Source organism: Actinomadura rugatobispora (genome assembly GCF_042656285.1).
GTDB classification, from domain to species: Bacteria; Actinomycetota; Actinomycetes; order Streptosporangiales; family Streptosporangiaceae; genus Spirillospora; species Spirillospora rugatobispora.
This window is the reverse complement of sequence record NZ_JBHSON010000028.1, coordinates 39,660-59,149: the sequence shown is the minus strand read 5'-3', so window position 1 is coordinate 59,149 and position 19,490 is coordinate 39,660. Positions and strand designations below refer to the sequence as shown.

The following is a 19,490-nucleotide window of genomic DNA, read 5'->3' as shown; positions in this document are numbered from 1 at the left end:
CAGGCCAGACCCGTATCCGTTGGATTTTCGGCGATTGCTACCGGCCCCCGAACAACATCGTCACGATCAACGACGCCGTCATCCTCATCTTCAGGGAGTCGGTCAACAGCTCACTCGGAACGCAAGGAAGGGCCCGGGGAGGGGTTCCCTTATAGCGGAGGGTCACGGTGAGCACGCCAGGAAGGATTTCGACCTGGCCTTACAGGCCGAGCGAGCATTTGGCCCGTGCTCATCGCCTCGTCTCGTATCGGTTCAGCACCACGCCGCCGGGAAATGTCCGCGTCTCGACCAGTTTCAGGTTCACCCAGCTGTCCAGCGCGGTGAAGAACGGCGTGCCGCCGCCCACCAGGACCGGCACGGTGACCAGCGCGTACTCGTCGATCAGCCCGGCCCGCATGGCCGCCCCGGCGAGCGTCGCGCCGCCGATGTCCATCGGGCCGCCGTCCTCGACCCTGAGCCGGGCGATCTCGGTGACCAGACGGGTGTTCCAGTCGACCTTGTCGATCGTCGATGGAACACCACCTTCGGCATGTCCCGCCAGAGGCGCGCGAACTCGATCTCCGCCGGGGTGGCGTTGGGCTGCTGGTCGCCGGTCGGCCAGTGGGAGCTCATCGTCTCCCACCGCTTGCGCCCGTACAGCGACAGATCGCTCGCCCGCATCTGGTCGTACCACCACTGGAACAGCTCGTCGCTCGGCGACGAGTCCGGTTCCTCCCCACCGCTCCAGCCGATGTCGTCGCCAATCGCGGCGATGTAGCCGTCCAGGGCCACGTTCATGCCGAAGATCAGTTTCCGTATCGTGCCAACCTCCCTTGAGTCGATCTCACACGTACAGACGGGCGCGGCGCGGAAACCTCATCGGTGCGCGATCTGCCTGCGCAGGTAGTCCTCGCGTTCCGGACTCAGCACGGCGTACTCGGCGGGCTCGAGCACCACCGACCGGATCTCTATTTCACCCTCGCAAACGCCTCGTCACACAGCTACAGCGCCGGGGCCCTCTCACCGCGCTGGAGATCGCCAAGCGGTCCCGACGCTGGGCATCTCGCTCACCGGCCAGCGGCCCGCACGTGCACCGCAAGATCCGCGAGTACCTACCTCTACCAGCGCCGACGCAGCTAAACGTTGACTGGACCACTGCGTAGTCCGGCTCGGTCATCGCCGACCTCCAGCTCTGCGCCCGGCGGGGTCGCGTTCGGCCTGCCACCGGCCGAGCGCCTCGGCCGACACCCGGGCGTACTTGGCCAGTGATCGCACCGAGGTGTGCCCGGACAGCGCCATCAGCATCGGCGTGGAGGCGCCGTCCTCGGCGGCGTGCGTCAGGCCGGAGTGGCGCAGCTGGTACGGCGTGTACGGCCCGCCCGGTAGGTCGGTGGTGTGCTGTCCGAACACCTCCGTTGCCCGCCGGTACGACAGCCGGGCGCGGCTGGTGCGGGGGGCGACGTCGACCAGCGCCACCGAGGGGCGCGCCTTGCGGTCGGTGAGAAACACCGGGCCGGTCTTGCGCCCGGCCAGCAGCCGGGGCAGCAGCCGAGCGGTGCCGGTCTGCCACACGATCACATCGTGGGCGCCGCCCTTTCGGGTCACCCGCCGGTTCGCGGTGTCCAGGTCCGGCACGTTCAGCAGCAGTACCTCATCGGCGCGGGCGGCGGACTCGTACAGCAGCGTCCACAGCACCCGCTCCCGCAGCGGCACGTCCAGCGCGAGCACCGTGGCCACCTGCGGGCGGGTCAGCGCCTTGCTGTTGTCCAACGGCACCGGCCAGGACCGCAGCCGCACCGACGGCTCCCCGGCCAACCACTCCTGCTGGCGCCAGTCAGCGATCTTCAACAGCCTCACCAAGCCGCTGGCTTACCACAGAAGACAGCGCCGACGCAGGCACCGGCTCGCCTTCTCCGGCCACGCCTCCGTCGCCAGCCTGGCCGCCACCACCGCGTCCCACCCGACGCCCTCACCCGCTGGCAAGCTCACCGCGAACTGGACCACGATCGCGTGAACCTCATGACAGCTTCCTTACCGACAAGCCGTGCCGTAGGCGGGGCGGATCAATGCCAGCACGACGCTGGAACGCCTGGCGTTGGAGGCGCCCCGCGTAGCCGGACACCTCGCCGTGGCGAAACGGATGCTCCCCGCTGTGGACGATGGACCTGCTACGCGCCTGACCTGGCGCGCAGCCAGGCCAGATGATGCAAAGGAGCCCGCCGACCTGGGCCGGGATCGCTGATGGAGATTGGTGAAAGGGCCACCAGGCAAGGGCGCGGGCCCTCTGGTGCTCAACGGTCCGCATCTGGCATAGCGCCTGCGGGCGGAGCGCCGGATGGGGTCGGGACACTCTCGAAGAGGGCGGTGGCCCGTTGGACGTGGGCGAGGGCGCGGAGGTCGCGCTGGCGGCGTGACCAGTAGGCGATGGTGGTGGCGGGGTTGAGGTGGTCGGCGAACTCCTGGACCTCGGCGAGAGGGACGCCGGCGTCGAGCATGTGGGTGATCCGGGAGGCACGCCACACATGCGGGGTCAGGTGCCGCTCGGGCAGCACACCGGCGGCTTGTCCCAGCCGGGCGCAGATACGACCGACATCATGGCGGTCCAGTCGCCGACCTTGGCCGTCCAGCAGCAGCGGCCCGCTGGTCCGGCCGCCGATGTGACCGTTGAGCAACTGCACGCAGCGCTGGGGGAGCGGCAGGGCGCGCGGCTTGCCGCCCTTGCGGGTCAGTTGCAGCAGGGTGTGCTCGCCGTCGTGGACCAGGTCGGTGACGTCGGCGGCGCACAGTTCCGTGACACGGCCGGCCAGGGTGTACAGCAGCATCACCACCAGCAGGTCCAGCTCGTCGCGGGCGCAGGACGCCACCGCGCGGACCTGTTCGACCTCCAGCACCGGCGTGGAGGTGGCGGTGTTGCCAGGGGCGATGTGGGGCCGGTCGTCTTCGGTGACGGGGTTACGGGGCGGCGGGTCCAGGTGCCCGGCGGCGTAGGTATGCAGGGAGGACAGGCAGGCGACGTAGCGGGCGATGCTGCGGGCGGCCACTCCCGCGTTCTCCTGGCGCAAACGCCACATCCGCACGTGCTCGCGGGTCAGGCTGCCGACGAAGAAGGCCGGATGACCCACCTCACGGGCCAGCGGGGCCCAAACCCGGCGCAGGTCGTCGACGTAGTTGCGCTTGGTGGCCGTGGAGGCGCGGCGGGTGCTGCTGAGCCAGTCCAGCACGAGTGCGAAGGTCGCGGGCGTGCACGCCTCGGCCAGTAGGTCCAGACGCCGACGGTAGATACGGCGGGGGCCGACGCGGCCGACCTGTACCTGCCCGAGATCGGCGTCGAGTTTGGCCAGCGCGTCCCCGGCCAGGGGCACCCCCGGAGTGGCCGGCACCCCTCCCCGCTCCCAAGCCGTCACGGGGACGGCGGCCGCAGGCGGGGGAGCGGAGGCACTCGCAGCCGGGCGCGGAGCCGGACCTGTGCTGCCTGGGGAGGCACCCTCGGTCGGCGCCGGGCGCAGCGTGATGCCCTCCAGCGGCCGCTCGGGAGCGAGTTCCTCGTGCGGGAGCGCTGATCGCTCGCCGCCCGCGCGTGGGAAGAGTGCGGCCCCGTCTTCCGTCGGCACGTCAGGCGTCACGGCTGGCGGTCCGGTACATGCCGGGCTGACGGGCCGGGACGGCGGGCTCTGCTCCCGCGCTGACCTGGAGGTTGATCACCAGAGGAGCCTAGCGCATAACCGCGATTATGTGCTGCCTCGATTTACTCGAGAGAAAATGAGATCCCAGCTTTTCATTTCTTCTTCCAAGGAATATGCGACCATGATCGACATGATGCGACCTGACGACCCGGCGAGTCAGACCCCGGCAACCCCCGACGAGGACGCCCGGCCGACGGAGACGACGGCACCGGAGGAGCGGCGCGAGGGCCGGAGACTGCCGCCCGGGGCCGACCCGGCGGCGCCGTGGGGGCGCTGCAAGCACTGCGACACCCCGTTGCCGCGGCCGCCCAAGGCCCGTGGCCGGCGCCCGGAGTACTGCCCCGCCGAACGTGCCCCCGACGGCCAGGTGGTCAAGGACTGCCAGGCGGAAGCTCACGCCACAGGCCGCAACCCGGCCGCCGCCGCGGTCAAGGAGCCGCTGGCCGCGCTACGGGCGGTGCTGGCCGGAATCGCCGCCGACGCACGCGCCCGCGCCGCCCGCGAAGCCGAGGCCGCCGAACGCGTCGAGGAGATCATCGCTACCGTCGTGGACCGCAACACCGCTCTGGAACAGCAGGCGGCACAGGCTGACGAACGCGCCCGCGATGCCGAGGCGGCCCGCCGTCGCGCCGAACAGGGGCATGACAGCGCCCGCGCCGCCGCTACGGCAGCCGAGGGCGCGCAGCAGCGCGCCGAGGAGCGTGCGTTCGCTGCCGAACAGGTCGCCGGTGCCGCCCGCGCCACCGCCCGCGCCGAGGCCGACGCCCGCGCCGGCGCCGAGGCCGTAACCCGCACCACCCAGGAGCAACTGGACGCAGCACAGCAGCGCCTGGAGTCCAGGGAACACGAGCTCCACCAAGCCCGCACCGACCTGGAACAGACTCGCCACAACCTGGAACAAACCCGTGTACTTCTGGACCAAACCCGCACCGACCTGCAGCACGCTCTCGACCAGGCGCGCCAGGAGCATCAGGCCACCCGCACCGAACTCGACCGGCAGACCGGCCGACTCACCGAGACCCAGACCCGGCTCACCGCCACCACCCAGGACCTGACCGCCGCGCAAACCGAACTTGCCCGCCTAGGCGCCGCGCTCACCACCGCCGAACAGGCCGGCCGCGCCGCCGCCGACCGCGCCCGCCAAGCCGAGGAACGCGCCGCGCGCGACCATGACGCGGCCCGCGACAGCCTCACCCGGACCGTCCGGCTCGAGGCCCAGATCGACACGCTCACCCAGGACCGCGACGCCGCCCGCGATGCCGCGTCCAGGCACCTGGAACGCGCCGCCCGCGCCGAGCACGCCCTGACTCTCGCCGCTCAGAGGCCACCGACGACACCGATCCCACCTGTGTCGGCGCAGGATGAACACAACGACCCGCCAGCAGATCGCGCTGGCTCGGGGCAAGGCGAGGGTGGGCGCGAGTGATTCAGCCCTGCTTGATCGAGCAACAGGTAGGACACCGGCCTCGGGGAACATCGGTACAGCGGTTATCGGTGAGAACGATCATGGCCGTCTAGCACAGTGATCCACTTCGTCGCTGGGGTTCGGTGAAACGCCTCCGGGCCCGGTCCGGGGCTGGCTACGGTCCGGCTCGTGCCGGTGGAATTTCTGAGCGATGAGCAGGCTGAGGCGTACGGGACGTTCGCCGAGGAGCCGACGAGGCCCGAGCTGGAGCGGTTCTTCTTCCTAGACGACGTGGACCGGGACCTGATCGCCCTGCGGCGGACGGAGCATCACCGGCTTGGCTTCGCGCTCCAGATGTGCACGGTTCGGTACCTCGGCCTGTTCCCGGAGGACCCGCTCGCGGTGCCGTGGCCGGTGATCGAGCACCTGGCCGTGCAGCTCGGCATCGAGGACCCGTCGGTGGTCAAGCGGTACACGGAGCGGCGTCAGACGCTGTACGACCACGCGTGGGAGATCCGGGACGCCTACGGCTACCACCCCTACGAGGACGGCGAGTGGGGCCGGCGGTTCCGTACGTTCCTGCACGGGCGGGCGTGGACGCACGCCGAGGGGCCGAAGGCGCTGTTCGACCACGCGGTGGGCTGGCTGCGCCGTCACCGGGTGCTGCTGCCCGGGGTGTCCGTGCTGGCTCGGCAGGTGGCGGAGGCGCGGACGGTCGCGGAGAAGCGGCTGCACGCCACGGTCGCGGGCGCCGCCCGCCGCGCGGACCCGGCGCTGCCCGGGATCTGGTGGCGACGCTGAAGACTCCGGAGGGTTCCCGGTTCTCGGAGCTGGAGCGGCTGCGCCGGCCGCCGACGCGGACAACGGGCACGGCGTTCGCCCGCGCGCTGGAGCGGGTGGACGAGATCGGCGCGTACCGGCTCGGGCGGCGGAACCGAAGCGCACGGCGATACTCACCGCGGTGATGCGGCACCTGGAGGCGAAGGCGATCGACGAGGCCCTGGACCTGTTCCAGGTCCTGATGGCCACCCGGTTGCTGAACACGGCGAAGCGCAAGACGGAGAAGGAGCGGCTGTCGACGCTGCCGCAGTTGGAGAAGGCGTCACGGCTGGTCGCGCGGGTGGCGAAGGTGCTGTTTGAGGAGCTGGAGCTGGTCGAGGAGCAGGAGGCGGACTTGGACGTGGCCGCGCTGTGGGCGGCGGTGGAGGAGGTCGCCCCGTGCGCCGCCGTGATGACCGCGGCGGCCACGGTGGTCTCGTTGGTGCCCGAGGACGAGAACTCGGCCGAGGTCGCCATGCGGGCCGCGCTGGCGAACCGGTACGCCACGGTGCGCCCGTTCCTCGCGTTGCTGGGCGAGTCGAAGGCGCTGGACGCGGCGAGCGCCGGGAAGCGGGTCCTGGCCGGGTGCGCGGCCTGCCTGCGCTGGCCCGGCGGAAGGTGGGGGTCAAGCCGCTGCTGCCGCGCGAGGTGGACGACAAGCTCGTGCCGCCCGCGTGGCGCAAGGCGGTGTACGCCAACCCGGACCTGCCGCAGGGCGCGGTGGACCGGGACGCGTACGTGGTGTGTGTGCTGGAGCAGCTGCACCGGGCGCTGAACAACCGCGATGTCTTCGCCTCGCCCTCGCACCGCTGGTCCAACCCGCGGGCCCGGCTGCTGGACGGGCCCGACTGGGACGCGGTCGAGGAGGACGTCCTGGCGGCCCTGAGCCTGGACATGCCCGTGACCGAGCACCTGGCGGAGCTGGCGCGTGGCCTGGACGCCGGATGGAAGCAGCTCGCCGAACGCCTGGAGGAGGCGGGGCTGGCGGCGAAGGTCTCCATCGAGGTGCAGGACGACGGGCGGGTGAAGCTGAACGTCGACAAGCTCGGCGCGCTCGGCGAGCCGAAGTCCCTGACCTGGCTGCGTCAACGGGTCGAGAAGATGCTCCCGAAGATCGACCTGCCGGACCTGTTGTTCATCGGCCGGGTGCCTCGGTTCGAGGTGAACGCCTGGACCGGGTTCCTCGACACGTTCGTGCACCTCGCCGACGGCACCACCCGGATGAAGGACCTGCCTACCTCGGTGGTCGCGCTACTGGTGTCCGAGGCGTGCAACATCGGCCTGGCGCCGGTGGTGAACCCCGGCTACGAGGCACTGACCCGGGCCCGGCTCGTGCACGTCGACCAGTACTACCTGCGCGCCGACACCATCGCCGCGGCGAACGCGCGGCTCATCGCTGCCCAGGCCGACATCCCGATCGTGCGTTACTGGGGTGACGGACTGCTCGCCTCCGTGGACGGGCTGCGCTTCCAGGTGCCGGTGCGCACCATCAACGCCGCCCCGTCGCCGAAGTACTTCGGGTTCAAGCGCGGCGTCACCTGGCTCAACGCCGTCAACGACCAGGTCGCGGGGATCGGGGCGGATGGTCGTCCCCGGCACCCCGCGCGACTCCCTGCACATCCTGGACGCCTTGCTGAACCTCGACGGCGGCGTGAAGCCGGAGATGGTGGCGACCGACAACGCCTCCTACTCCGACATGGTGTTCGGCCTGTTCAAGATCCTCGGCTACAACTTCAGCCCGCGGTTCCGCGACCTGGACGACCAGCGGTTCTGGCGGGCCACCATGCCCGGCGTCCAGACCGGCACCTACGGCGCGGTGGAGGACCTGGCCCGCAACCGCGTGAACCTGAACAAGGTGATCACGCACTGGCCGGACATGCTGAAGGTCGCCGGTTCCCTGGTCACGAACCAGGTCCGCGCCTACGACCTGCTGCGCATGTTCGGCCGCGACGGACGCCCGACCCCGCTCGGGGCGGCGGGCGCGGAGTACGGGCGGATCGCCAAGACCGAGCACCTGCTGCGGGTCGTCGACCCGGTGGACGACACCTACCGGCGGCAGATGAACAGGCAGCTCACCGTGCAGGAGTCCCGCCACAAACTGGCCCGGGACGTGTGCCACGGCAAGCGCGGCACCATCCACCAGGCGTACCGCGACGGCATGGAGGACCAGCTCGGCGCGCTCGGCCTGGTCCTCAGCGCCATCGTGCTCTGGACCACGAAGTACATCGACGCCGCCGTCGCCCAGCTCCGCGCCGAGGGCCACGAGATCCGTGACGAGGATGTCGCCCGGCTGTCCCCACTCAAACACCGCAACCTGAACCTGCTCGGTCGCTACAGCTTCACCGCCTCCGCCCCGGCCGCCGGTGCCCTGCGCCCGCTGCGCGACCCGGACACGCCGGAGCTGGACGAGGACGAGGACGGAAGCGGCCAGGAATAGGCCCCGTCCGGCCAAGCGGTCAGCGACCAGGAAGGCGCGAGTCGGTGGGGCCTTCCCTTACTTTCGGGAGCGGCCGGCGGGCGGGGTGGCCAGTCCGTCCAGGAGCAGTCTCACCACCCGGTCGGTCTGGGCGTGGGACTCGGGGGTGTCGGGCAGGTCCCACACCCCGCACAGCGCCAGCAGAACGTCCCCGCCCTTGACGTCGGAACGGGCGTGCCCGGCGGCCGCCGCCCCGGCGATCAGCCGGTCCAGGGCCTGGACGGTGACCTCGTAGGTCTGTTCCAGCAGTTCCTCGCCGGTGAGGGCGGCGGCGCGGAAGGCGTCTCCCAGGCCCGGGCGGGTGCTGCCGTAGCGGGCCAGGCGGTGCAGCCAGCGTTGCAGGGCCTGTTCGGCCGGGAGGGTGGCCGCCAGTTCCCCGGCCTCGTCTGCGAGCGCGGTCATCTCCTGGTGGTGGACGGCCAGGATCAGGGCCTCGCGAGTGGGAAAGTGCCGGTAGAGGGTGGCGATGCTCACCCCGGCCTGACGGGCGACCGCTTCCAGGGACAGCTGCGATCCCTTCTGCGGCAGCAGTGCGACGGCGGCTTCCAGGAGCTGGTCGCGGTTGCGTCGGGCGTCGGCTCGCAGCGGCCTGGCCTTGGCCGCGGTGGTGGTGGGTTCCATGTGTTCTCCCTCGGACCGGATGGCCGTGCCCGGATGCACACCAAAGCCTTAAACGTAGGGCCCTTCGTTTAGTGTACCGTCGAATGAACCGAAGGGTCCTACGTTTAAGGCCTGTGTGCTCAACCGTGCTCAATGAAGGGATCTGACATGACCACCATCGCTGTGACCGGCGCCACCGGACGCCTGGGCGGACGCATCATCGAGCGGCTGCTCGAAGCCGGGGTGGCCGCCGCCGACATCGCGCCGCTGGTGCGCACCCACGACAAGGGCGCCCCCTGGCGCGAACGCGGCATGGACGTGCGGGTGGGCAGCTACGACGACCCCATCGCCCTGACGGCGGCGCTGGCCGGGGTCGACAAGGCCGTGCTGGTGCCCCCGCCGTCGCTGGACAACGCGGTGCGCGTCCACCAGCAGCACCAGGCGGTGCAAGCCCTGCACGCCCTGGACATCTCCCACCTGGTGCTCGTGAGCCTGGCCGACCCCGAGCGGCGGCCCTTCGGTCTGGAGGACGTGGACCTGGCCACCGAGCACATCATCCGGGCGACGGGGCTGCCCTTCACGTTCATGCGCAACAGCGTCTACATGGACGAGCTGGGGCCCGAGCTGGGGGTGGCCGCCAAGACCGGTGAGCTGGTCTCAGCGACCAGGGACGACCTGGCCGTCCTGCTTGGCGAGGTGACCGACCGGACCATCACCCACCGCCTCGCCTCGGCCCAGGAAACGGTGCAGGCCCTGACCGACGGCGGTATGGACGCCCAGCACGCGGACATGATGGTCGGCTCCTTCCACGCCGCCATCGCCAAGGACATCTTCGACACCACCTCGGTCGACGTGCAGGAGTTGACCGGCCGCTCCCCGGCCGTGTCGGCCGAGCTTGTGCGCCGCCTCCTGGGCTGAGCACGACCCGACCCGAGGCAGCCCGGCCCTGTTTCCCCGGTGCCCGAGAGGGACCAGCCCTTTCCAGGCACCGGGGCCCTCAGCGGGAAGGCGCCCCGCCCCTGCACTGCGGCCGGTACTTCCGACGGCACCGGGCGGTGTGCGACGTAGGCCAGCACCCGACGGACATCCGCCTCGGGCGTGGACCCCCACCTGGACGCGACCGACACGGGCAACGGCCTGCACCGTCGATGACTGAAGCATCCCTCACCGTCGCGCCGGCCCCGGCTGGATTCATGACGAGATCTACAGAAAGCCAGCGAACCATGCACATCACCGATCAGGTCGCCCTCGTTACCGGCGCCAACCGCGGTATAGGCCGCCAGTTCGTCCTCGAACTGCTCGAACGCGGCGTAAGCAAGGTATACGCGGCGGTCCGCCGCCCCGAGACCGTCGACTTCGGCGACAGTCGGGTGGTGCCTCTACGACTGGACCTCCTCGACCACGAGTCGGTCGCGGCGGCAGCCAGGACCGCCAATGACGTGACCCTGCTCGTCAACAACGCCGGCATCTCGACCGGCGCCTCCCTCATTACGAGCGACCTCGCCGAGGTGCACCGCGAGATGGACACGCACTTCTGGGGCACGCTCAACGTGATCCGCCAGTTCGCGCCGGTCCTGTCGGCGAACGGCGGAGGCGCGATCGTGAACGTCCTGTCCGCGCTGTCGTGGTTCGCCACCGCCGGCACCGGCGCGTACGCCGCCGCCAAAGCCGCCACATGGAACATGACCAACGCAGTACGCCTTGAGCTCGCACCCCAGGGCACCCACGTCCAGAGCGTGCTCTTCGGCGTCGCCGGCACCGACCTCGCGACGGACGGCTACGACGGACCCATGACCGATCCGCGCGAAGTACCCCGCAGCTCCTTCGACGGACTGGCCTCGGGAGCGATCGAGGTGATCGTGGACGACACGACCGCGATGGTGAAGGAAGCGCTCGCCGGTGACCCCGCCGTCTTTTACACGCAGATCACCGACAAGCTCGGCATCAGCTGAGCACAGCGACAGGCGCCCTACGGTCGCCAAGAGGAAACGGCGTCCTACTCCCGAACGTGTCCCCAGCCGCCAAGTGTCAATCGCGGGTCCAACTCGACGTGCTTCAGCTGGCGGACAGCCCGCCTCGTACTGTTGATCTGGGAAATCCATTTGCCCAGGTGCCGGGTGGGCGTGGCAGGCTCATGTGGTGATCGTTGATCTGGCTCCTCGCTTTCTGAGCTGGGACGAGGTGGACCCCTCTCGTCATCCGTTCGACCGCTCGTCGGTAGCGCAGGCGGTGGACGCGCTCGGGCCGGCTCGGCGTGTACCTCGCCGTCCCGAGGTCCCCTTCGCCGACCCGGCGATGAGTGCCTGGAACCACGGCGAGGGCAAGCTCTGGGCGGACGCCATGTCGCACGCCCTCGCTGAGCGTTTCGGTCGTTGGACCGTGGGCTGGCGCTGGGCCCACGACGAGGGGGACTTTGACGGCGGCCCGGTCGGTAGCTGGTGCTGCCCGCAGCACTCGATCACCACACCGGAGGAGACGCTCGCCCGTGTCGTCGCGGCGCTGTGCGAGTGGCGCGCGTGGCTGGAGAGTCTCGCCGGCTGGTTCGAGGCCTACCCGCTGGAGTCGACCGCTGTCGCCGACCAGCGGATCCTGTGGGAGCAGGCCGCCCGGAACCTGATCTGGCAGGTCGTTGACCGCACGGGCCACGGCAGCGGCTGGCACGGGCACTGCGGGCAGGTACTCACCTGGTTCCTCCAACGCTGGCACGTGGCAGCCGACGTCGCACAGGCTCTGGTCGCCGAAGCGATCGGTGGGCGATTCCACAGCTGGACCAGCCCGGAAACGGTGCTGGTCGACGACGTTGCCGAACGGCTCGCCCTGTCCCTACCACCGGACGACACCCCACATCCCTTCGAGCCCGACTCCTGCGGGCCCGCCTCGGACCACCTGGAGCGCTGGCTTGCGGCACGTGATTCCGTGCCTTGGCGAGACGCCTCGGACGGCGGTGGGGACGACCCGGTGACCCCGTCCCGTGACGGCGCGGTAGAAGACATCCGCGCCTTCGACGGCGCCATAGACCCCGCCCGCGCCGAAGGCCTACTCGCCGCCCTGGAGTTGGTCCGGACGGACGCGACGCGCGGTGCCTCCCTCACCTTCGAGCGGCTCCAGGGCTGGCAGCAGCACGTCCTCAGCACACCTCAGCCACCCCCGTTTCGCAGCTCGCCCGCCCTCGCCAAAGGGGGCCGCGAACACTACGGCATCGGTTCGGACACACGCACCCGCCTCGATGCCTGCCTCGCGGAGAGCGCGCACGACAGCGAGCGTCCACTCTCCTTGACCGCCCGCGCGGCACGGGCCTATCTCGACATCTGCTTCTTTCACCCCTTCGACGACGGCAACGCCCGCGCCGCGTTCCTCGCCCTCATCTTTATCCTCGCCCGCGAAGGCGTCGCGCTTGATGACGTCAGCCTGCTTCGACGCGTAAGCTTCCACGCCGACGACCCCCAAGACCCGCTGATCCTCACCCGGTACATCAACACCCACCTCTCGCAGACCCGACGCACACTTTCCTCTCAGGGGTGGCGGAAATAAACCGTTTGCCGACAGGTGGCCGGCGAGTCCAATGAACCCCTGCAATCCGGGGGTTCGCGGCGGCCCGAAACCAATCAGATCCGATGGTGATTGATGACAGGATTTGACGACAGATAGGCTCCGATCCTCCGCACGGAAGGGGCCCTCGGTGGCGAACCTGGTCTACAAGCGGGTCTCGACCGACCAGCAGTCCACCGCCCGGCAGGACCTCGTCCTTCAGGAGGCCGGGATCGAGGACCCGGTCTTCTTCAAGGAGGACCCGGGCACCTCCAGCCGCCTCCACCCCCTCCAACGCCCGAAGTTCCGCGAACTGCTCACCTACGCGCGGCCGGGCGACACCGTGCACATCTCCGAGATGTTCCGCCTCGTGCGCGGCAACCAGCACATCCTCGACGTGCTCGACGTCCTCCACCGCGACCGTTTCGCCCTGCGCATCCACGACGGCGCGTTCTCCGCCATGGACCTCACCGCCCGCCACCCCCGCACCGGCGAGCTGCTGTCCACCGTGAAGTTCATGGTGCAGACCCTCGCCGCAGCCGGCGAACTCCAATGCGACCTCCAGCGCGAGCTGACCTACGACGGTCTGCGCGCCGCCGAGGCCAAGGGCGCGAAGGGCGGGCGCCGCCCCGCCGTGGCGGCCACGACGACCGACGACGTACGCACCGCGTACCTGGAAGGCCGCTCCAACGCCGCCCTCGCCTGCGACCACGGCGTCAGCCGCGGTGCGATCCGTACCGCCGTCGCCGACCTCCTGCCCGACCACACCGCCATCGAAGAGGACGCGCCCGCCCCGGAGCTGCCGGTCACCCTCGACGCGGCCAGGGCTACACCCTGCGCGTGACCGCCGTCCCTGCGGTGCACCGCCAGCTCCTCGCCCGCTGCCAGCCGCTCGACGGCGGCCAGGGCCTCCCCGCAGTCCCGGCCCAGCGCAAGGCCCGCAGAGAGTACGAGAACCGCGTCAGCGCACTCACGCCCTGATCAAGATCGTTCTCACCGATAACCGCTGTACCGATGTTCCCCGAGGCCGGACACCGTCCGGGATGCCTGCTCTCCTGTGCGGCAGGTCAAAGCCACTGTCACGCAACAGGCGGGCGCCCACCCTGCGAAAGTGCTGGGTCGTCCCTGGCCGGGCAACGGCGGGGGCGGCGGGCTGGTCGTCTCCGGAAAGGAGTGCGGTTCGGAAAGCCGGTCCCGTCTACGCGCCCCGCCCCAGCCCTTCGGCCGTCAGGGGGTGCGACCCCACTCAACATGATCAACGGCCGCGGGCCCGGGGCGTCGTGGCCGGCCCCTGCGCTGGACGTGCTGTCGCGTAGTACGCGATGTTGGCCCCGCCGAAGACGTGGCCAGCCGCCGGGTCCTGGGCGCCTGTTGCGGCCTGGGTTCCCTGTCCGCGGCACTACGTGAACGCAGTGCAGTGGTCACCGGCATCGACGCCAGCGCCGGGATGCTGGCGTTGGCAAGGCGGCGGCTCGGTGACGACGTAGCCCTGCACGCGGTCGACCTGAGCGACCGCCTGCCGTTCACCGACGGTGCGTTTCGACGACCTGGTCGCGTCGCTGGTGCTGCACTACTGGCGGACTGCGGCCAGCTGATCGCGTAGGTGGACCAGCCTTTTGTGGCCTCCAGGACCCTCAGCCCGACTACTTTGCGACCACCAGCTTCGACTGGACGTTCAACGGGCAGTCCGCTGCACGCGATGGCCGATGCCTTTACCACTGCCGGTTTACGCCTGCCGTCATCAGGGCGCCGCAGCCCGCCCCCGCCGCCCGTGAGCTGTTCCCCGACGACCTCCATGACCCTTTGACCAAAACCACCTTCCTGTTCTTCGTCGCCGGAGTGCCGCCGTGGGCTACCGGCTCGAACGACTAGCCAGTCGCGGATCACGACGTTCCAGGACGCACCGCGGTGGCGTGGTGGAGGGCGGCCGTCATGGTGCACTACATGGCCGGAGAGGTGGCGCCGGTACGGGGAGCGGGCGCCGACTTCGTGCAGGACCACTTCCAGGGCGCCGCATCCGACAGCGCCGCCCATCATCCACGGCCGCACCAGCCCCGCGCTGGTCCGAGTGCCAACCTGCCGCGCCCCGTTCACCGGTCACCTGCAGCACGGAGCCAGAGTTTGATCAAGGCACCGATGACGGTGCCGTGGAAGATGTAGGCGCGTTCATCGAACCTCGTGGCCACAGCCCGGAAGTTCTTCAGGGCGTTGAGAGGGCCCGGACTGGTGAGCTCGCGTAATCAACTGTCGCGTGTTCTCGGGCCTGGCTGGGGGGTTGGTGGTCGCCGTGAGGTCCCCTCGTAGCACGGACTGCGAGGTCCGGTACTGTGCCTCGAAAGCGACCGGACTCGGCATTCCCTCTCAACGGCTTCGCTGCCCGCCCCCACTAAACGCGCGAGGACAAGTGCGACTGACAGCCAGCGACCTCACGCTTACAACTTGCGGGGACAACCGGCTGAGAGAACCTCCTTGAGAAGGTGTCGGATCGGTGGGGTCGCGTGACCAACCGTCGGGAGTTCCTTGGAATGGTGGCTGTGGCCGTTTTGGCCTCAGCGACTCAGGGCGGTCTCCCGCATTACATGCGACAGCTTCTCGGGATTGCACACGTGGTAGGCGCCGGTGACGTAGCCGCTCTCGACCCGCACCGCCGCCACACCGTCGATCTTTCCATTGACTCGGACGAGCAGCCCCGGGCCACCTTGTCTGCGCCCACGATGGGCTGCGGCAGGGCATGTTTGACTCCGCCGCCTTCACTCTGGGCGTCAACATCGAGGACTTGGACTTTGCTGGCCAGCGGTGCCGGGGTGAAGGCCAAGGGCGCCCGTGCCAAGACTCGTCGTCGCAGGCAGGCACTCGTAGATGTGGTGCTGGAGACGGTGTATTGGGACGCCGGGACTGCGCGGCTGGTGCCATGCCTTTTGCGGGGCCGCACTCGTCGGCCGATGTTTCTCACCCACTGCTGTTCCGGGGCCGGGCAAGGTGCTCGGGCCACGCGATGGTTGCCCAGACAGCGGCTGCACGCGGCTGTCCTGCGGGCAACTGGACGCCTACATCGCGTTCGGCTGTCCGGGCAGCACGGGTTTCGGTATTCGGCAATGACTCATCTGGATGAGGGCGGCGTGAGTCTGCTGATGCTGATGGCCAGGTCCCGGCACAAGAAGAGCGAGAACGTACGCCGCCACTTTCAGCCTTCGGCGGGCGAGCACCCGACTCCTCGGCCTGGTGGGCGGCTCAGGTAAACGGGTTCGCGGCGCCGGTCGGTGCGCCGCGACCCGGTGGGAGGGGCGGGGCTATCCGCCTGGGGTGGCGGCGGCCGCCTTCTTTTCGTTCTCGCGGTAGATGGTGATGAGTTCCCGGAAGCCGATACTGGGATATTCGGGCTTGGGCTGGATGCCCCATCTGTCCTTGGCGGTGGTCTGGCCTTGGTGGGCCGCGGGGCCGCCGAAGGGCGGGCCGCTGAGCGGGTAGGGGGACTTGCAGTGGAAGGTGGGGTCGTTGTACATGACCTGGTGCATGCCGCTGCAGATCTGCTGCACCGACAGCGTCGGCCAGCCGTACCAGACCAGGCTGAAGGGGAGCGTGAACGCGCCTTCGAGGACCAGCGCGAACAGCAGCACGTAGCAGATGCGCCGGATGGTGGTGTGCAGCCGCGCGGTCGTGGCCGTCGTGCCGAGGGGGAAGTCCTTGTTCTCGGGCTGCGCGGATTTCTCGGACGTGGACATTGTGCTGCCTCGTATCAGTCGGAGAAGGCTTCGCGGTTGACGGTGTGGAGGTAGGGGATGGCCAGGAACGGCGTGATGTAGACGATGTCGTAGAGCCACCACCCGATCACCGGGAGCAGGACGCCGTCGAAGCGCACGTCGGCGAAGATGGTCATGTTGGCCACGTAACCGACCCAGATCACGGCTCCGAACCAGCAGGTGACGATCATCCACTGGTGGCCCCAGCGCTTCATCTGCAGCAGGCCGATGCAGGCGGCCATGCGCATGGGGAACACGGTCAGCACGCAGGCGATCTCCCAGGCCTTCTCGCCCGGGGCTCCCGCGCCGCCGATGCCGAGCTCGTTGTAGTGCCAGTAGTAGCCGGCGTCGAAGATGTTCCCCCAGGCGTTGATCATGACCTGCCAGAGGACGCCGTGGCTGGCCAGCAGGTCGAGCATCCAGCCGAAGGTGTTGAGCGCCGCGTCCAGCATGACCATGTAGCCGATCAACGTGATGATCAGCGGGCGGACGGTCAGCCCCTTCTTGCTCGCCCTGCGCAGCAGGACAAGGCCGCGCAGGAAGATCGGCAGGCCGATGATTCCGGGGAGCGCCATGCCCATCAGGACGGTGCCGCTGATGAGCCATGTGTCGGCGTGGCGCTGGGCCTTGCGGGATTCGTGGAGGTGGTCGTCGTAGGAGACCGAGTCGGGCAGGGGCCGGTCACCGGTGCGCTTTCCGCGTTTGCCGAGCGGGAGGTTCATCGTGTCCTACCAGTCCCGCTGGGAGTACATGTGCAGCTGGATCAGGAACATCAGCAGCAGGTAGCCGTAGATGGCGATCTGGAAGACCATGAGTGCTCGTCGTCGTTGCCGGTCCTGTTCGTTCATTGGCCCGCTCTCTTCCCCGGAGGGTGGACGGATTTCAGGTGGTGGACGTCCGGTCGGTGCTGAGGGCTGCGGCGGCGATCTCCCGTAGCCCGTCGGTGATGGCGCCGTCGGTGCTGAGTGGTGCCAGGACGCATGCCTGGGTGGCGTGGAGTTCGTCCGCTCCGGCGGCGATGAGTTGCGCGGCCGCCACCAGCGCGCGGGTGGAGGGCGGTTCGAGGTGGAAGATCTGGTCGGCGGTGCGGATGCCGGTCGCGCATCGGACGAGGCGTTCGGCGGCGGGCCGGTCGATGCCCGATTCGGCCACCAGCACCTCGGCTTCGCGGTCGGGCGGCAGGTAGTCCATGGCGAGCGTGACGAACCGCTGCCGGAACGAGGGTTTGAGGTCCTTGAGCGAGCTGCGGTAGGCCGGGTTGTAGGAGCAGATGAGCATGAACTCCCGCGGGGCGTGCAGCACCTGGCCGGCGCGGTCGAGGTAGAGGGTGCGCCGGTGGTCGGTGAGCGAGTGCAGGACGGCCAGGGAGTCGTGCCGGGCCTCCACCACCTCGTCCAGGTAACACAGGGCGCCGTCCTTGACCGCCCTGGTGAGCGGGCCGTCGTTCCAGATGACGTCGCCGCCCGCCACGACGAATCGGCCCACCAGGTCGCCGCTGGTCAGGTCGTCATGGCAACTGATGGTGACGACGGGCCGTCCCAGCCGCTCGCCCATGTGCTCGACCAGCCGGGTCTTGCCGCAGCCGGTCGGCCCGGTGATCATCATGGGGAGCTGCCGGCGGTGGGCGCGCTCGAACAGGGTGACTTCGTCGCCCTGGGAGAAGTACGTGGACATCGAGCCTCCCAGAGGTCGCGTACTCATGCGGCGACCAGCTCGCGGTGGACATGGGCGAGCACCCGGGGGAGCTCTTCGACCCGCCGGATGCGCCTGGATCTGCCGGGCCCGAACATCTCCGGCAGGGGATCGACCCGGGTGGGGCCGATGCCGATGTAGTAGGGGCAGACGCCGGCCTCTTGCGCCTCCTGTACCGCGTGGGCGACGTCGGCCCAGGCGTACCGGCCCTCGTAGCCCTCGTCGGAGGCCAGGCCGTCTCCGATGACGATGAGCAGCCGCCGCTGGGACGGCTGCTCCAGCAACCGGCTGGTCAGATGCCGCACGGGCGATCCCAGCCGCGTGTAGCCGCCGGCCACCAGGCCCATGTCGCCGGGCACCGCCAGGCGCGGGTCGGAGAAGTCCTTCAGGCAGCGGACCTCGACCCGGTGCCGGGTGTTCCCGCTGAAGATGAAGATCCCGTGCCGTTCCCCGGCCGACGTCATGGCCTCGGAAAGCGCGTCGGCGCACTCCAGTTCCAGCCGGAAGACCCGGCCGTGCTGGGCGCCCAGCGAGGAACTGCCGTCCAGGAGCAGGGCGGTGGTCACGTCCCGGGCGGCGGGCAGCAGGTCGCGGAAGAGGCGGGCCTCCGAGGGCTCGCCCGTGATCGTGGCGACGTGGTGGGCGATGTAGCGGTCGATGTCGAGTTCGCTGCCGTCCTCCAGATGGTCGACCATCACGCGACGGGTGGGCGCATGGAACCATCGGCGCAGTTGCGGGGAGGCGATGGGGCGGGGCGGGGAAGCGGGCGTGTACCTGCGTTCCAGGACGGCGACGTGGTCGGGCAGGAACCGCTCGGTCCAGGCGTTCCACTCCGGGTAGGGGATTCCGGCCCGCCGGTCGGGGCGGATCTCGATCTCCTCCTCCTCGGGACGGCTCGGCGGCGGGACGTTGGGATTCCTGGCCCCGCCGTCGCCTCCGACCGGCACCGAGTACTCCTTGTAGGAGTCTGTGCGCTGGGAGGTCCACGGCATCCGCCCATAGACCCTGCGCATGGCCGCGGCCAGTCCGCGCCCCGCCGGGACCGGCATCGGCAGCCGCCCGAGCAGCGGGTGCGGGGCCAATGTGCCGCCTGATCGCGCGAGGCGCACCGCGCGCTCGACGATCTGAGGGCCCTCCAGCCCGCCGTCGCCGATGTCGAGTCCAGGAAGCATCCGACGCAGTTCCGGCATCAGGCCGGGCCAGCGCGTGTTCGTCCAGCCGAGCGCGACCTCGCCTTCGGCGATCGATAGTGCCCGCAGTTCCCGGCCCGAGAGCAAGGACACCCGGCACTGGGCCACGCGGTCCTTGGACGGCGCGCACTGCAAGGCGACCCCGCATGTCAGAGTGCGGTGCGTCCAGCCGGGCTCGGGAGCAGGGTGGGGCACCTCAACGATGCTGCGAGCCGCGTTCAGGCCGAAGCCGCGACGCTCGCCCGAGCTGAGCCGGGCGCCCTGGCGGCCTCCCTCCGAGAGGGCGACCGCGAGCAGGGCACAGCCGCGCTCGATCCGCATCGCGGAGGTCGCGGGCCCAGCCATCACCGCTTCCCCCGCGGGCCGGAGGGCGAGGGC

General features: G+C 69.9%; 14 protein-coding genes and 2 pseudogenes. 8 read left to right on the top strand and 8 right to left on the bottom strand.

The window, feature by feature from the left end; all coding sequences use genetic code 11:
- Positions 1-229: 229 nt before the first annotated feature.
- The 3 genes and pseudogenes from ACFPZN_RS20920 to ACFPZN_RS20910 all read right to left on the bottom strand — a co-directional run bounded on the left by ACFPZN_RS20920 (position 230) and on the right by ACFPZN_RS20910 (position 3,359).
- A pseudogene (locus tag ACFPZN_RS20920) lies at positions 230-798 on the bottom strand (dihydrofolate reductase family protein).
- Positions 799-1,152: 354 nt separating this feature from the next.
- Positions 1,153-1,827 carry a tyrosine-type recombinase/integrase gene (locus ACFPZN_RS20915; RefSeq protein ID WP_378283735.1) on the bottom strand — a complete coding sequence of 225 codons (675 nt, stop codon included), beginning with the start codon at positions 1,825-1,827 and terminating at the stop codon, positions 1,153-1,155.
- 443 nt (positions 1,828-2,270) lie between these two features.
- Entirely contained in the window at positions 2,271-3,359 is a 1,089-nt protein-coding gene (locus tag ACFPZN_RS20910) for a tyrosine-type recombinase/integrase (protein WP_378283734.1), read from the bottom strand.
- 424 nt (positions 3,360-3,783) lie between these two features.
- Here ACFPZN_RS20910 and ACFPZN_RS20905 point away from each other — a divergent pair, with 424 nt between their 5' ends.
- Positions 3,784-5,088, top strand: a complete 1,305-nt coding sequence (locus tag ACFPZN_RS20905) for a coiled-coil domain-containing protein (RefSeq protein WP_378283733.1) — start codon at positions 3,784-3,786, stop codon at positions 5,086-5,088.
- A gap of 168 nt (positions 5,089-5,256) precedes the next feature.
- A pseudogene (locus ACFPZN_RS20900) lies at positions 5,257-8,323 on the top strand (Tn3 family transposase).
- A 57-nt stretch (positions 8,324-8,380) separates the two neighbouring features.
- On the opposite strand, the gene ACFPZN_RS20895 reads toward ACFPZN_RS20900, so the two are convergent.
- Entirely contained in the window at positions 8,381-8,983 is a 603-nt protein-coding gene (locus tag ACFPZN_RS20895; RefSeq protein ID WP_378283732.1) for a TetR/AcrR family transcriptional regulator, read from the bottom strand.
- Positions 8,984-9,130: 147 nt separating this feature from the next.
- On the opposite strand from ACFPZN_RS20895, the gene ACFPZN_RS20890 reads away from it, so the two are divergent.
- The 6 genes from ACFPZN_RS20890 (at position 9,131) to ACFPZN_RS20865 (ending at position 14,093) form a co-directional block, all read left to right on the top strand.
- Positions 9,131-9,880 carry an NAD(P)H-binding protein gene (locus ACFPZN_RS20890; protein ID WP_378283730.1) on the top strand — a complete coding sequence of 250 codons (750 nt, stop codon included), beginning with the start codon at positions 9,131-9,133 and terminating at the stop codon, positions 9,878-9,880.
- A 305-nt stretch (positions 9,881-10,185) separates the two neighbouring features.
- Positions 10,186-10,914, top strand: coding sequence for an SDR family oxidoreductase (locus ACFPZN_RS20885; RefSeq protein WP_378283729.1), 729 nt, complete (start codon positions 10,186-10,188; stop codon positions 10,912-10,914).
- A gap of 187 nt (positions 10,915-11,101) precedes the next feature.
- A complete protein-coding gene (locus tag ACFPZN_RS20880) occupies positions 11,102-12,493 on the top strand; it encodes a Fic family protein (RefSeq protein WP_378283728.1) in 1,392 nt (463 codons plus the stop codon).
- A gap of 148 nt (positions 12,494-12,641) precedes the next feature.
- The gene (locus ACFPZN_RS20875; RefSeq protein ID WP_378283727.1) at positions 12,642-13,334 is read left to right on the top strand and encodes a recombinase family protein; all 693 of its coding nucleotides are present in this window, start codon (positions 12,642-12,644) and stop codon (positions 13,332-13,334) included.
- Positions 13,331-13,471, top strand: coding sequence for a hypothetical protein (locus ACFPZN_RS20870; RefSeq protein WP_378283726.1), 141 nt, complete (start codon positions 13,331-13,333; stop codon positions 13,469-13,471). Before ACFPZN_RS20875 ends, ACFPZN_RS20870 begins: the two co-directional genes overlap by 4 nt.
- Before the next feature lie 436 nt (positions 13,472-13,907).
- Complete coding sequence (locus tag ACFPZN_RS20865; protein ID WP_378283725.1) at positions 13,908-14,093, top strand: class I SAM-dependent methyltransferase; 186 nt, start codon at positions 13,908-13,910, stop codon at positions 14,091-14,093.
- A 1,687-nt stretch (positions 14,094-15,780) separates the two neighbouring features.
- On the opposite strand, the gene ACFPZN_RS20860 is transcribed toward ACFPZN_RS20865, so the two are convergent.
- The 4 genes from ACFPZN_RS20860 to ACFPZN_RS20845 form a co-directional block, all read right to left on the bottom strand.
- Positions 15,781-16,212 carry a hypothetical protein gene (locus tag ACFPZN_RS20860; RefSeq protein ID WP_378283724.1) on the bottom strand — a complete coding sequence of 144 codons (432 nt, stop codon included), beginning with the start codon at positions 16,210-16,212 and terminating at the stop codon, positions 15,781-15,783.
- Positions 16,213-16,226: 14 nt separating this feature from the next.
- A complete protein-coding gene (locus tag ACFPZN_RS20855) occupies positions 16,227-16,952 on the bottom strand; it encodes a hypothetical protein (RefSeq protein WP_378283723.1) in 726 nt (241 codons plus the stop codon).
- Between the two features lie 160 nt (positions 16,953-17,112).
- On the bottom strand, positions 17,113-17,904 hold the full coding sequence (locus ACFPZN_RS20850; protein ID WP_378283722.1) for an AAA family ATPase: 792 nt from the start codon (positions 17,902-17,904) through the stop codon (positions 17,113-17,115).
- A gap of 23 nt (positions 17,905-17,927) precedes the next feature.
- The gene (locus tag ACFPZN_RS20845; RefSeq protein ID WP_378283720.1) at positions 17,928-19,457 is read right to left on the bottom strand and encodes a nitric oxide reductase activation protein NorD; all 1,530 of its coding nucleotides are present in this window, start codon (positions 19,455-19,457) and stop codon (positions 17,928-17,930) included.
- Positions 19,458-19,490 lie beyond the last annotated feature (33 nt).